Raw genomic sequence first — 13,902 nt, 5'->3', positions numbered from 1 at the left:
AGTCTTCCCCCTAGACTGGGCTCCGGCCAACCGGAACGTCGATCGAGAGTAAAAGACCGGCGCCCCCCGGCCGGCGAGAGGCGGAAGTGGCCCTCTGCCACTCCTGCGACCGTCCTAACCCCTAGACTGGCATGCCGTGATGCGCCCGTGATCCATTTTGATAATGTCACCAAGGTCTACGCGAACCAGAACCGGCCCGCGCTGGACCACGTCAGCGTCGACGTCGACAAGGGCGAGTTCGTGTTCCTCGTCGGCCCCTCGGGGTCCGGGAAGTCGACCTTTCTCCGGCTGGTCCTGAAGGAGGAGCGCCCCAACTCGGGTGCGATCCACGTGGCCGGCAAGGACCTCGCCCGACTGTCCAACTTCAAGATCCCGCACCTGCGCCGCCGGATCGGATGTGTCTTCCAGGACTTCCGGCTGCTCCCGAACAAGAACGTGTACGAAAACGTCGCGTTCGCTCTGGAGGTCATCGGCAAGCCCCGGCGTTTCATCCGTAAGGTGGTCCCGGAGGTCGTCGAACTGGTCGGCCTCGAGGGCAAGGCACACCGGATGCCCGACGAGTTGTCCGGTGGCGAGCAGCAGCGGGTCGCGATGGCCCGGGCGTTCGTCAACCGGCCGATGATCCTGCTGGCCGACGAGCCGACCGGAAACATCGACCCCGCGACGAGCATCGGCATCATGAAGGTGCTCGACCGGATCAACCGGACCGGCACCACGGTCGTCATGGCCACGCACGACGCGGCCATCGTCGACTCCATGCGCAAGCGGGTGGTGGAACTGGAGGACGGAAAGATCGTCCGTGACCAGTCGCGAGGCGTGTACGGCCAGGCGTACTGACACCAGGACCGGATAGAGCGACAGGAAGAGCATGCGGGCAAACTTCATCTTCTCCGAGGTCTGGATCGGCCTCCGCCGCAACCTCACGATGACCATCGCGGTCATCGTGACCGTGGCGATCGGCATGGCGTTGCTGGGGGTCGGTCTGATGATCAACTCCCAGATCAACAGCATGAAGGACTTCTGGGCGGACAAGGTCGAGGTCTCGGTCTTCCTGTGCAAGAAGAACGATCCCTTCCCGCAGTGCAAGGGCAGCGGCGGCGTGAACGCCCAGGAGCAGGCCGAGCTGAAGGCGACCATCGAGGGCATGTCCCAGGTCGAGGCGGTCACCGTGGAGAACGCGACCGAGGCCTACAAGAACTTCCGGGACCAGAACGCCAACAACACCGTGCTGCTCTCGGCCATCCAGGTCGAGGACATGCCCGAGTCGCTGCGGGTCAAGCTCAAGGACCCCGAGGCGTACGGGCCGGTGATCGAGGCGGTCAAGGGCGCCCCGGGGGTCTCCAACGTGGTCAACCAGAAGGAGCTCCTGGAGAAGTTCTTCGGGCTGCTGGAGAAGCTCCGCTGGGCCGCCCTGGTGGTGGCGATCATCCTGGTCTTCGCGGCCACGCTCCTGATCGGCAACACCGTCCGGCTCTCGGCGTACAACCGCAGGCGGGAGACCGGCATCATGCGGCTGGTGGGTGCCTCCAACCTCTACATCCAGCTCCCGTTCGTGATGGAGGGCGTCATCGCCGGCCTGATCGGCGGTGTGCTGGCCGCGATGCTGCTGATCGTCAGCAAGGTCTTCCTCTTCGACGGGGTGCAGCTCTACCTCTCTCCCAACAGCCAGCTGTCCTGGGAGACGGTCGCCTCGGTGATCAGTGTCACCATGGTCTTCGGCGTGCTCATCTGTGTGCTGGCCTCCTTCGTCACCCTCCGCCGCTACCTGCGTGTGTGACGATCCCGTGCCTCCCTCATCCGCTGTGACCGTCCCGCGAGCGTGGCGCCTCCGTGCGCCGATCCAGGTCTCGCCCGCGCTCGCGGGCGCGGTGCGCGGTTCCGGTCACCGGTAGGCTCCAGGCATGCCACGTGAGACCGGGCGTAAGGTAATCGCCCAGAACAAGCGTGCCTGGCACGACTACCACATCGAGGACACCTACGAGGCTGGTCTTGTGCTCCAGGGCACGGAGGTCAAGTCGCTGCGGCTCGGCCGTGCCTCCCTCCTCGACGGGTACGCCGTCATCAAGGACGGCGAGGCCTGGCTGATCAACGTCCACATCCCCGAATACACCATGGGGACCTGGACCAACCACGCCGCGCGCCGAACCCGCAAGCTCCTGCTTCACCGCAAGGAGATCGACAAGCTGGTCTCCAAGACCAAGGAGGGCGGCCTGACCCTGGTGCCGCTCGCCATCTACTTCAAGGACGGCAAGGCCAAGATAGAGATCGGCCTCGCCAAGGGAAAGAAAGACTGGGACAAGCGGCAGACGCTGGCCGAGAACCAGGCCAAGCGGGAGATGGCGCGCGCGCTCAGGCACAGGAACAGGTGATCGTGAGGGGCAGGGCCCGGCGAACCGCCGCCGCCGCCGCGCTCGCGCTGGTGGCGACGGCTCCCATGCTGTCCGCCTGCTTCGAGGAGCCCTCGGCCCACGAGGCGGTGCGTGACTTCCTGATCGGCTGGCAGACGGGCGACTACGCCGCCGCGGCCAGACGCACGGACGGTGACCAGAAGGTGGTCAGCCGGGCGCTGGAGAACGCCAAGCTCCAGCTCGACGCGGCCTCGTTCCGCTTCGACGTCAAGAGTATGCGGCGCGCGGCGGACGAGGTCGAGGCCGACTTCGACGCCGAGGTCGACCTGGGGGAGAACAACCCCCTGTGGGAGTACGAGGGCAAGCTGCCGCTCCACCTGGTCGACGGCCAGTGGCGGGTGCGCTGGTCGCCCAGCGTCCTGCACCCCCAGCTGCGCGAGGGTGAGCGGTTCGCCGTGAAGGTCACCCCCGAGGGTCGCCAGCCGATCCTCGACCGCAACCGCGACCCGCTGCAGGAGAAGGCCGTCCTGCACGTGGCGAGCGTGGTCCCGTCCAACCTCAAGAGCGGCGAGGCGGACGATCTCTGCGAGAAGCTCTCCAAGATCACCGGTTTCCCGCAGGACCGCCTGCTGAGCCGGATCCGCTCCGCGCCGCCCAACCTCCAGGTGCCGCTGGTCACCTTCGGCCGTACGAAGTTCCGGCAGCTGCAGGGGCAGTTGGAGGCGATCCCCGGCCTCACCCTCTCCGCGCAGGAGCAGGCGGTGGCCCCCGCCTCGCCCACCCAGATCGTCGGCACCGTCACCGCCGTCACCCCGGAGAGCGAGCAGCAGCTCGGCGGGCCGCAGCGGGCCGGGGACACGGTCGGCAGGGCCGGTCTGCAGAAGGCGTACCAGGAGCATCTGACCGGTTCGACCGACACCCGGGTGATCACCGTCGACCTCAAGACGCTCAAGGTGACCGAGCTCAAGAAGTGGCGGCCCGACCGCTCCACCTCACCGGTCCGCACCACGCTCGACCGCTCCCACCAGAAGGCGGCCGACAGCGCGCTGCTGGGCGGGACTCCCGGCATGCTGGTCGCGGTCCAGGCCTCGACCGGTGACATCCTGGCGGTGTCGAGCACCGAGCAGTACAACCAGGAGAGGCACGCCCTCGCCGGGAGGTTCCCCGCCGGGACCGCTTTCTCGATCATGACCGTCGAGGGCATGCTCCGGGCGAAGATCGACCCCAAGCAGAAGGTGGCCTGCCCGGCCGACAGGTCCGTCGGGGGTGCCGCGTTCCACCAGGAGGGCGGGCCCGCAGGGGGCTCGCCGACCCTCCAGGCCAACTTCGCCACCGGCTGCGTGACCGCGCTCGCCGCGCTGGCCCGCAGGATCAACGGCGCGGAGCTGACGGCCGACGCCGCGAAGTTCGGCATCGGGGTGCCCTGGAGCCTCCCGCTGAAGTCGTTCAGCGGTTCCGTGAACTCCAGGAAACCGCTGAAGAACGACGCGGCCACGGCCAAGGCCATCACCGGGCAGAACGTCCTGGTCAGCCCGCTGTCCATGGCGCTGGTCGCGGGGGCCGTCGCCTCCGGCACCTGGCGCCCGCCGGTCCTGGTCACCGAGCCCCAGACGGCCGACCCCACGATCGACGCCAAGCCCTCCAAGGCGCCCGACCCGGTCCAGCTGGACGACAAGACGGTCGAGACCCTCCGCGCCTTCATGCGCAGCGGAGTGACCGGGGGCTCCGCGCGGGCCGCCGCGGCCCCCGGCGACCCCGTCCACGGCATCACCGCCTCCGCCTCGCAGAACCGCAAGCCGCTCTCCTGGTTCGTCGGGTGGCAGGGGGACGTGGCCGTCGCCGTGCTGACGCAGAGCTCGGACGCCACGGCGGGAGCGACTGTCGCCGGGCGCTTCTTCCAGGGGCTGCACGCCGGTCTGTGACGCTACGGAATATTCTTTTCACCCTGAGCAACCATGGAGTGTCTTGTTTGCGTCCTTCTAAGTGACCGGGCTCCGCTTGGGGGGTTGCGGACCCGGTCGCTGTGATGAGATCAGGGCTTCATCTCGGGGGAAGCCCTGCCGTCAGGACCGGCTCGACCCTGCCGGTCGACCCCGGGGACGCTCGCGATTCGCGGGTGTCCCCGGGGTTTCGGCGTTCCCGGGGTGCCGGCGTCCCCGGCCCGCCGTGGCGCGCCCAGCGGGAATTCGATTCGCTTCAGCCGTGTTGTAAGAGGTATCTTCGGATAGCTCGGCCCCTCGGGGTCGCGTTGAAAACTCAACAGGGGGTGACTGGTTTCGACTTTGGCTTTTCAAGTCAGGTGAAGCGGGTCGAGGACTGCGGACATAACCTCGTTAACACTGTGACCGCGACCAACAAGTGCCAATAAGACGCACTCCGAAGTCAGCCAGGGCAACCTGGCACTCGCCGCCTAAGCAGCGAGTGACTTCTGCCGGCCCGGGAGCGCCTCCGGCCCGGATCCGGCATCGCTAGGAGGCTCAACCGATCGACCCGGCCACGGGGAAGATCGGGAAATCTTACAGTGGCTGAGCCCGTCGGCGACTTGCCTGCGTGATTGCCGGGGCTGAGAAAAGCACAGCAGGCTCCACCCGGAGAAGCCCTGTCTTGGAGTTGAAGGACGCGGGTTCGATTCCCGCCACCTCCACCCCCGTTCCGCATCGAACCGTGCGGAACAGATCGCCGAAGGGCGGTCGGGGCGGCCCCGTGCCGCCCCGGCCGCCCTTCGTCTTTTGTGGCGTCTTTTTGTGGCCGCGCTCCCTGGCGGACGTGGACCGCGGTCGAATCCGCCGCGAACTACGGCTCCAGCTCGCGGAGCCGCTTGGCGATCTCGGTCACGTCGTCCAGCTCTCCTGTGGTGACGGCGATCACGAGGGCTTCGGCCGCGTCCGTGTCGGTGCCGCTCAGCGTCTCGCCGTTCAGTTCCAGGAAGACGACGGCCGACGTCCATCCGAGCCGCTTGTTCCCGTCGACCAGAGGATGACCGATGATCAGGCTCTGCATCAGCGCGGCCGCCTTGGTCCACGGGTCGGGATAGGCGTCGTCCCCGAACACGCTGGTCTGTGGCCTGAGCACCGCCGCGTGCAACTGGCCGCCGTCCCGCAGGCCGACCGAAGGCAGGATCTCCTCGGCGATGGCCAGAACGTCGGCCTTCGTGAGGTAGACGGTCACTTGGAGAGCCTGTCCAGGAGTTCGGCGTCACGCTTGGCGACCTTGCGGGCGATGGCCCGCACCGCGCTGGTCTGCCTGCGCTCCAGGTGCTCCTCGATGGCGATCAGGATCTCGGTGTTGAGGCTGTTGTCGCTCTCGTCGGCGACGGCGCGCAGCCGCCGGTGGGTCTCGTCGGGAAGGCGGAGTCGAAGGTCCATGACACGATGGTACCCAACAGTGGTATCAAAAAATGGTGTCACTCCCCGGCGTGTGACGACTGTGCGTCTCATGTGCTACCCGGTGCCGCCGGGTAGCACATTTCATGAGCCGTCCCACGATTTCCGCGGGTCAGGACACGTCGACCCAGTCGAGGGTGCGTTCGACCGCCTTCTTCCAGCCGGCGTAGCCGGTGGCCCGCTGCTCGTCCGACCACTGGGGCTCCCAGCGGCGGCCCTCCTGCCAGTTCTGCTTGAGCTCGTCGGTCGACTTCCAGAAGCCGACCGCCAGTCCCGCCGCGTAGGCGGCCCCCAGGGCGGTCGTCTCGGCCACGACGGGCCGGGAGACGGGCACGCCGAGTACGTCGGCCTGGATCTGCATGCACAGGTCGTTGGCGGTGACGCCGCCGTCGACGCGCAGCACGTCGAGGGCGACGCCGGAGTCCTGCCGCATCGCCTCGACCACGTCGCGGCTCTGGTAGCAGATGGACTCCAGGGTGGCCCGCGCGAGGTGGGCGTTGTTGTTGAAGCGCGACAGGCCGACGATGGCGCCCCGGGCGTCGGACCGCCAGTACGGGGCGAAGAGGCCGGAGAAGGCGGGGACGAAGTAGATGCCGCCGTTGTCCTCGACCTGCCGGGCGAGCGCCTCGCTGTGCGCCGCCCCCGAGATGATGCCGAGCTGGTCGCGCAGCCACTGCACGGCGGAGCCGGTCACCGCGATGGAGCCCTCCAGCGCGTACACCGGTGGCTCCTCGCCGAAGCGGTAGCAGACGGTGGTGAGCAGGCCGTTCTGGGACCGTACGAGCTCGGTGCCGGTGTTGAGCAGCAGGAAGTTGCCGGTGCCGTAGGTGTTCTTGGCCTCGCCGACGCCGAAGCAGACCTGCCCGACGGTGGCGGCCTGCTGGTCGCCGAGGTCGCCGGAGAGCGGGACCTCCCCTTCCAGCGGGCCGGTCGCCCGGGTGGTGCCGTACAGGCCGGGGTGGGAGGAGGGGGCGATGGACGGCAGCATCTGACGGGGGATGCCGAAGAACGACAGCAGCTCGTCGTCCCAGTCGAGGGTCTCCAGGTCCATCAGCATCGTGCGGCTGGCGTTGGTCGGGTCGGTGACGTGCACGCCGCCGTCGGTGCCGCCGGTCAGGTTCCACAGCAGCCACGTGTCGGTGTTGCCGAAGATCGCATCTCCCGCCTCGGCGGCCTCGCGCACGCCGTCGACGTTCTCCAGGATCCACTGGATCTTGCCGCCGGAGAAGTACGTCGCCGGGGGCAGGCCCGCCTTGCGGCGGATGACGTCGCCCCTGCCGTCGCGGTCCAGGGCGGAGGCGATCCGGTCGGTGCGGGTGTCCTGCCAGACGATCGCGTTGTGGTACGGGCGCCCGGTCCTGCGGTTCCAGACCACCGCGGTCTCGCGCTGGTTGGTGACGCCGAGCGCGGCCAGGTCGGAGGCGGCGAGGCCCGCCCTGTTCATCGCGGTCTCGATCACCGCCCTCGTGCGCTCCCAGATCTCCGTGGGGTTGTGCTCCACCCATCCGGCCCGGGGCAGGATCTGCTCGTGTTCGAGCTGGTGGCGGCCTATCTCGTTACCGCCATGATCGAAGATCATGAATCGGGTGCTCGTCGTTCCCTGGTCGATCGCTCCGACGAAGTCAGGCATGGATGGTGCCTCCTCTGTGAGACTCTCCGGGAGATCTGCCGCTCTCCCCGTAACGGTTCCCGGCCCCGCCTGGACGAGACCCTCGTTCAGGCGGGGGTGGCCCCCTCGCCGGACGGCATCCGTCCCACCTCGGGCTCGGCGTCCTCGGGGGGAAGGAACCTGGCGATCAGGACCTGGTACAGGAACGCCCCGATTAGGGCCCCGATGACGGGCGCCACGATCGGCACCCAGAAGTAGAGCTGGCCGTACTGATCCTGCCAGGCGGTCTCGTATCCGGTGAGGTACGAGGCGAGTCGCGGCCCGAAGTCGCGGGCGGGGTTGATGGCGTACCCGGCGTTGGTGCCCCAGGCCATCCCGATGGCCACCACGATCAGGCCGATCACGAAGGGGGCCAGGTTGGCCATGGGCGCCGAGTTGCGCGCGTCGGAGACGGCGAGGACGAGCAGGAGCAGGATCGCGGTGCCGATCACCTGGTCGCGGAAGGCGCCCCAGGTGCCGATGGGCAGGCTCCCGTTGCCGGGCAGGGTCGAGAAGACGCCCTGGGTCTTGATCGTGAGCCCGGGGTCGGCCTTCTGCAGCACCTCGCTGTAGTTGAAGCGGACGATGAGCGCCGCCACGAACGCGCCCGCCGTCTGCGCCAGGGAGTACGGCAGGACCTTGCGCCAGGAGAACCCCTTGAAGGCGGCGAGCGCGATGGTGACGGCGGGGTTGAGGTGGGCTCCGCTGGTGCGGGCGGCGACGTAGATGCCCAGGGTCACTCCGAGTCCCCACGCCCACGCGATGCTGTCGTGGTCGCCGATCTCGGCCGCCACGACCTGGGCCACCACCGCCACCCCGAACAGAATCAGGATCATGGTGCCCGCGAACTCGGCCGCCAGCTCGCCGACAAGCCCCCGGTTCTTCAGGCGTTCCGCCATCTTTCCCCCTCACGATGCCGCTCGGATGCCCGGACGGTAAGCGGGAATTTCATGGCAGTCAACGGTAACGTGACGAAATTATTGAATTTTGGTCAACAATCTAAGGTGTCGGTAACGAGGCCGAAATGTGGTCCTATGTCCGCACTTGCGATGTCTCCGCTGAGTGAGAACCCTGTCACCGTCCGGCGTCTCCAGGTGTGGAGGCCCCCATCCCCGGTGGAGTCGCGGGTGGAGTCGCGCGACTCCGCTCGGTGCCGCTCGGTGCCGCCGAGAGTCGCTCCGGCGGGAACCTTTGCCGGGCGTGGAGGTCAATCCGCAGGTCAGAGGGGGATGAGAAGCGTATCGTCAGTGCGCTTTGGAGGAATTCGATGGGCCGTCTCAGAGTGGGCAGGGCCGGTATCGCCGTCGTCGCGACGGGAGCCGTGCTGGCCGGATGCGGATCGACGGGGTCGAACGAGGGCGACGAACAGAAGGCCAAGGTGGCGGCCTCGGCGAAGGCGTCGGCCGCCGCCGCCTCGCAGGCCAACCAACTCAAGGCCAAGACGCAGGCCGCCGCCAAGGTCAAGGCCAACGAGCTCGGGCAGGTGCCCGTCCTCATGTACCACCGGGTGATCGACAAGCCCTCCACCCAGGACGACCGCACCCCCAAGCAGTTCCGCACCGAGCTGGAGCGGCTGGCCAAGGAGGACTACGTCGCGGTCACCGCGGCCGAGTTCGTCACCGGGCGCATGGACATCCCGGCGGGCAAGCATCCTGTCGTCCTCACCTTCGACGACTCCTCACCCTCGCAGTTCGAGCTGGACGGGATGGGGCTGCCCAAGCCGAACACCGCGGTCGCGATCCTCCAGGACGTCGCCAAGACCTATCCGGGCTTCCGCGGCGTTGGAACGTTCTATGTCACGCGCGACATGTTCGGCAAGGCGACGCCCGAGGAGGGAGCGCAGATGCTCCTCTGGCTCACCGACAAGGGCTTCGACATCGGCAACCACACCCGCGACCACCTCAGCCTGGGCGGCAAGCCGAGGAAGGCGGTCAACGCGGAGGTGGCGGCGGGCCACCGGCTCATCACCGGCCTGATCAAGGTGCCGCCGGTCACGCTGGCCCTGCCGTACGGCATCCAGCCCGACGGCAAGGCGTGGGGTCGCAAGGGCTCCTCGGGGGACGTCTCCTACGACTACGGCGGCGTGTTCCTCGCGGGTTACACCCCGGCGCTGTCCCCGTTCAACAAGAAGTTCGACCCGCTCGGCATCCCGCGCATCCGCTCGATGGACAAGAAGGGCGACTGCGCCAAGTTCTGCTCCGTGGCCTGGCTCGACTGGCTGAAGGCGAACGCCGACGAGCGCTACACCTCCGACGGCGACGTGAAGACGGTCGCCTTCCCCAAGTTCAAGGCGCCCTTCGTGGCCAAGTCCTTCACCGACCGCGTCCTGCCCTACTGACCGCCCCGGCCCGCCCGGCCCGGCCGCCCGATCACGCCGGCCGGGCGGCCACGGTGGTCCCGGCGTGATCGGGCGGGGCGCCGGCGTCAGCCGCCCGGGAGCTCCGTGAGAGGGACGACCACGGTGGTCGTCGAGCCGTCGGGGCGCAGGACCTCGACCTTCGCGTCCTGGCCGGGCCTGAGCTGGGAGAGGACCGCCGCCAGCTCCTGGGTCGACGGGGTGGGCATGCCGTCGACCGAGACGATCAGGTTGCCGGCCTTGAGCCCCGCCCGCTCCGCACCGCTGTTGCGCTGCACCCGTACGACGCTGACACCCGCGGGCTGCCCGTTCATGTCGATCACGGTCCGTACGACGACGCCGAGCGCGGCCCTGCGGGTGTTGGTGACCCTGCCGTCCCTGATGATCTGCGTGGCGACGTCCTTGACGGTGTTGGCCGGGATCGCGAAGCCGATGCCCGGGGCCTGGGCGTTGCCGAGCTCGGGGTTGACGGCGGTCAGGGTCGGCACGCCGACGACCTCGCCCCTGAGGTTGACCAGGGCGCCGCCGCTGTTGCCCGGGTTGATGGGCGCGGAGGTCTGGATGGCCCCGCTGATCGTCGCGCCCGGCGAGCCCTCGCCCCCGGGCTCGGTGACCGTGCGGCCCAGCGCCGAGATGATCCCCTCGGTGACGCTGCCCGACAGGCCCAGCGGGTTTCCCATGGCCATCACGATCTCGCCGACCCTCAGCTTGGAGGAGTCGCCGAAGACGGCGGGTTTCAGCCCGGCAGGGTCGTCCACCTTGATCACCGCCAGGTCGCCCAGCTCGAACGAGTCGACCAGCCTCGCGGTGCGCGGGGTGCCGCCGTTGGCGAGCGTGACCTTGAAGGTCCTGGCGCCCCCGACCACGTGGGCGTTGGTGATGACATGCCCGGCGGTGTCGTACACGATCCCCGAGCCGAGACCGTCCCCCGTGGTGATCTGCACGATGGACGGCAGCACCCTGGCGATGGTCCGCTCGTACGCGGCCTCCAGGGCGTCCGGGACGGGGCCGGGGGTGGTGGGTGAGCCCCTCGGGGAGGCCGCGGCGGAGGTGCTCGCCGACGCGCCGGGTGTGGGGGCGCCCGGCGAGCCGGCCGTCCCGGGTGTTTGCAGTTGCAGGCCCTGACCGCAGCCCGCGAGCGTCATGACGGCGGCCGCCAGTAGCGCGGCGCCTGTCGTTGATCCCCCCATGCAAGGGTATTTGCCCAGCTCAGGAAGGAAGATACGTATTGCGCAGGTTGCTCCGGCTGAGCTTGCCCGTGGGAGTACGCGGCAGCGGGTCGCGGTACTCGATCACTCGGGGGTGCTTGAGGCGGGCCAGCCGGGAGTCGCAGTGGGCCAGCAGCTCGCCGGTGAGCTCCGCGCCGGGGGTGACGCCCGCCGCGGGCTGGACCAGCGCGACGACGCGCTGGCCCCACTCCGGGTCGGGGACGCCGATCACCGCCACGTCCGCGACCGAGGGGTGTTCCTGGAGCACGGCCTCGATCTCGGCCGGGTAGATGTTGACCCCGCCGGAGATGATCAGGTCTGTGCGCCGGTCACAGAGGAACAGGTAGCCGTCCTCGTCCAGGTAGCCGATGTCGCCGGGGGTGTAGAGGGGGCCGCGCATCGTGGAGGCGGTCTTGGACGGGTCGCGGTGATACTCGAAGCGGTTGATTCCGCCGATGTAGACCATGCCGGGCTCGCCGGGCGGGAGCTCCGCGCCGTCGTCGCCGATGATCGTGAACGTGATGCCGTCGATCGCCCGGCCGACGGTGCCCGGCCGCTCCAGCCACTCCGCCGAGGAGACCATCGTGGCCACGGCGGCCTCGGTCGAGCCGTAGTACTCCCACAGCACGGGGCCGAGCCATTCGATCATCGCCTGCTTGGTGGCGGGCGGGCAGGGGGCGGCGCCGTGATAGAGGTGCGTCAATGACGATAAATCGTACTTTGTCCTGATGGAGGTGGGCAGGGCCAGCAGCCGGTGGAACATGGTCGGCACCATGAACGCGTTGGTCACCCGGTGCCGCTCGACCAGCTCCAGCGTCTCCCCGGCGTCGAACCGCTCGGTCACCACGAGGGTGTGCCCGAACTGCAGGGCCATCATCGCCTGCCCGTACGGCGCCGAGTGGTAGAGCTGCGAAAGTAACAGGTGCACCCCGTCGGGCGGCAGCCCGAAGTGCCGCCAGCCCTTGCGCATCAGGATCGGGTAGAGGTCCTCGGGGCTCAGCTCGATCAGCCGCCGCCGCACGCCCTTGGGCCTGCCGGTGGTCCCCGAGGTGTAGAGCATCATCGACCCGGCCCTGCGCCCTTCGGGGGGTGTGGCCGGCCGCCCCTCGGCGAGGGCGCCGGTCTCCACGAACCCGCCCGGCACCGCGTGCCCGTACCGCTCGGAGCTCACCGTCACCCGCGCCGCGCAGTCGGTGACGATGTAACCGACCTCGTCGGCCGTGTAGTGCCAGTTGACCGGGACGTGATAGGCGCCGATCTGGTACGTCGCCAGCATCATCGTGATCGCGTCGACCCCGTTGGGCAAGACCGTCACGACGGTGTCCCCCGGCCGGGTGCCACGCGCCAGAAGGCCGTGCGAGACCTGGTTGACCCGCTCGTACAGCTCGCCGTAGGTCGTGGTCACCGTCGCGGTGGCGTCCCCGGTCGCGCCCGCGCCGGTGGTCGTGGCGGTGGTCGTGGTCGCGTCCGCGACGACGGCGACGCGTCCGGGATCGACCGCCGCGATCTCGTAGAAGCCCCTCGTAGCCCTCATGGCGCGACCATACAGAACGACATTCTGTTCATGGAAGGGGAAAGGCGGTTACCTGGGCTGATGCACACCTCGTGGCCGAAGCGTAATAAACGACGATGCGTCGATTCTTTCCGAGGTGACATAACCTGGCGCGTATGGCGGACGTCGGCGGCAACTCCTCCGGGCGCTCTCACGAGAGATACATCCCCTCATATGACGCGCCCACGGCGCCCATACCCGCCATTCCCGCCGAGGACGGTTCGATCATCAGCCCCCGGGTGCCCCGGAGGTTCCCCATCGGCGACGGCGAGGAGACCGCTCTGGTCTCCAGGCCCCCTGGATCGTTCCCTCGCCCCGTGGCCGCGCCCGGCGACCGGCGGGACGAGCCGGAGGCGGACGCCGGCCAGGCGCGCGAGCCGGGTGGGCTCGGGACGATCCCGGTCAGGCAGGTAGGCGGATCCGCGAGACCCTGGAGTCCCGACAGGACCGGGATGCCCGGCCGGCCGGGCACCGGCGCCTTGGCGGGCGCCGGTGACGGGCACGGCGATGGGGGCGGGGACGGTGACGGGCGCGGCGACGGACACGGTGGCGTGGCGGCGGGATGGCCCGGCGCGGCGCAGCGGCCCGAGGTGTTCGCGGAGCCCGGTCTCCAGGGCCGGCCCGGCGGCGTGCGGGGCGGCCCGGAGGCGAAGGGCGGGGCGAAGAGGTCCGGCGGCCTGCTGATGCGGATCGGCGACATCCCGATCCGGGTCGCCTACAGCCTGGGCGCCGCCGCCCTCACCGGTGTCATCGTGGTCCTGATCTTCGTGCTGTTCTCCGGTGACGAGCCCGGTGATCCGGCCGGGGTCGGCCGGGCCGTGCTGCCCACCGCGAAGCCCTCGCCGACCGTCTCGCCGATCACGCTGCCCGCCCTGCCGGGCGCGACCGCCCTGCGGGTTCTGCCGGGCAGGCCGAGCGTGGTGCTGGGCGCGGTGACCGACACCAGGTCCGCGCTGACCTACGCCAGTCTGGGCGCGCCCTGGGAGACCAAGGCGGTGCCGTCGTTCTCCGTCGGCCAGCAGGTCGGCACGGCCAGGTCGCCGCGCACGGTCATCGCCTCGGGGCCGCTTCCCGGCGCCACCCCGGCCAAGGCGCTCAAGAGCGACGCCGACTACCGCAGGGCGGCGCTGAACGCGGTGCGGTGGACGATCCGCAACCACCACCCGGCGGGGGGAAAGGTCACCTGGACCGCCTCACAGCGGCCCGCGGGAGGCAAGGGGTGGATGCTCGGCTACCGGGTCACCTACCAGGTCAAGGGCGTGAGGCACACCTCCCAGGCGGCGCTCGCGGTGATCGACGTCGGCCGCCGCAAGCCCTCCGTGCTCTTCGTGACCGTGCCCGACACGCGCAAGCGGCTCTGGGCCGACATCGCCCCCCTGATGGCGAGCGTCCGCGCCCTCTGACGTT

General features: G+C 69.3%; 12 protein-coding genes and 1 other RNA gene. 7 read left to right on the top strand and 6 right to left on the bottom strand.

The features are described from left to right. Positions 1-147: 147 nt before the first annotated feature. The 5 genes from ftsE to ssrA all read left to right on the top strand — a co-directional run bounded on the left by ftsE (position 148) and on the right by ssrA (position 4,995). Positions 148-837, top strand: a complete 690-nt coding sequence (gene ftsE / locus ACTOQ2_RS07310; RefSeq protein WP_012888192.1) for a cell division ATP-binding protein FtsE — start codon at positions 148-150, stop codon at positions 835-837. Positions 838-868: 31 nt separating this feature from the next. After that, entirely contained in the window at positions 869-1,777 is a 909-nt protein-coding gene (gene ftsX / locus ACTOQ2_RS07305; RefSeq protein ID WP_362871592.1) for a permease-like cell division protein FtsX, read from the top strand. Between the two features lie 124 nt (positions 1,778-1,901). Next, a complete protein-coding gene (smpB, locus tag ACTOQ2_RS07300; protein WP_362679364.1) occupies positions 1,902-2,369 on the top strand; it encodes an SsrA-binding protein SmpB in 468 nt (155 codons plus the stop codon). A gap of 2 nt (positions 2,370-2,371) precedes the next feature. Then, positions 2,372-4,270 (top strand): penicillin-binding transpeptidase domain-containing protein, encoded by a 1,899-nt coding sequence (locus ACTOQ2_RS07295; RefSeq protein WP_440098955.1) that lies wholly within the window; start codon positions 2,372-2,374, stop codon positions 4,268-4,270. Between the two features lie 340 nt (positions 4,271-4,610). Beyond that, positions 4,611-4,995: a transfer-messenger RNA gene (gene ssrA / locus ACTOQ2_RS07290) on the top strand. A 146-nt stretch (positions 4,996-5,141) separates the two neighbouring features. On the opposite strand, the gene ACTOQ2_RS07285 is transcribed toward ssrA, so the two are convergent. From ACTOQ2_RS07285 to ACTOQ2_RS07270, 4 genes are all read right to left on the bottom strand, one after another. Beyond that, positions 5,142-5,516: a type II toxin-antitoxin system death-on-curing family toxin gene (locus ACTOQ2_RS07285; protein WP_440098954.1), complete on the bottom strand. Its 375-nt coding sequence runs from the start codon at positions 5,514-5,516 to the stop codon at positions 5,142-5,144. After that, positions 5,513-5,713 (bottom strand): Arc family DNA-binding protein, encoded by a 201-nt coding sequence (locus tag ACTOQ2_RS07280; protein WP_440084079.1) that lies wholly within the window; start codon positions 5,711-5,713, stop codon positions 5,513-5,515. The genes ACTOQ2_RS07285 and ACTOQ2_RS07280 overlap by 4 nt, the downstream gene beginning before the upstream one ends. A 130-nt stretch (positions 5,714-5,843) precedes the next feature. Further along, positions 5,844-7,361 carry a glycerol kinase GlpK gene (glpK, locus tag ACTOQ2_RS07275; protein ID WP_440098953.1) on the bottom strand — a complete coding sequence of 506 codons (1,518 nt, stop codon included), beginning with the start codon at positions 7,359-7,361 and terminating at the stop codon, positions 5,844-5,846. An 86-nt stretch (positions 7,362-7,447) separates the two neighbouring features. Continuing rightward, positions 7,448-8,278 carry an MIP/aquaporin family protein gene (locus ACTOQ2_RS07270; protein WP_440098952.1) on the bottom strand — a complete coding sequence of 277 codons (831 nt, stop codon included), beginning with the start codon at positions 8,276-8,278 and terminating at the stop codon, positions 7,448-7,450. Between the two features lie 368 nt (positions 8,279-8,646). Between ACTOQ2_RS07270 and ACTOQ2_RS07265 the strand changes: the two genes are divergently transcribed. Then, the gene (locus tag ACTOQ2_RS07265) at positions 8,647-9,717 is read left to right on the top strand and encodes a polysaccharide deacetylase family protein (RefSeq protein WP_440098951.1); all 1,071 of its coding nucleotides are present in this window, start codon (positions 8,647-8,649) and stop codon (positions 9,715-9,717) included. An 86-nt stretch (positions 9,718-9,803) separates the two neighbouring features. On the opposite strand, the gene ACTOQ2_RS07260 is transcribed toward ACTOQ2_RS07265, so the two are convergent. Together ACTOQ2_RS07260 and ACTOQ2_RS07255 are read right to left on the bottom strand one after the other, a co-directional pair. Beyond that, positions 9,804-10,925, bottom strand: a complete 1,122-nt coding sequence (locus tag ACTOQ2_RS07260) for a S1C family serine protease (RefSeq protein WP_440098950.1) — start codon at positions 10,923-10,925, stop codon at positions 9,804-9,806. Positions 10,926-10,944: 19 nt separating this feature from the next. Beyond that, the gene (locus ACTOQ2_RS07255) at positions 10,945-12,477 is read right to left on the bottom strand and encodes an AMP-binding protein (RefSeq protein ID WP_440098949.1); all 1,533 of its coding nucleotides are present in this window, start codon (positions 12,475-12,477) and stop codon (positions 10,945-10,947) included. 134 nt (positions 12,478-12,611) lie between these two features. Here ACTOQ2_RS07255 and ACTOQ2_RS07250 point away from each other — a divergent pair, with 134 nt between their 5' ends. Then, a complete protein-coding gene (locus ACTOQ2_RS07250) occupies positions 12,612-13,898 on the top strand; it encodes a hypothetical protein (protein ID WP_440098948.1) in 1,287 nt (428 codons plus the stop codon). Positions 13,899-13,902: the final 4 nt, after the last annotated feature.

The organism is Streptosporangium sp. H16 (genome assembly GCF_051918855.1).
Classification (GTDB): domain Bacteria; phylum Actinomycetota; class Actinomycetes; order Streptosporangiales; family Streptosporangiaceae; genus Streptosporangium.
The sequence above is the reverse complement of the archived record's forward strand: the minus strand, read 5'-3'. Positions and strand labels throughout refer to the sequence as shown.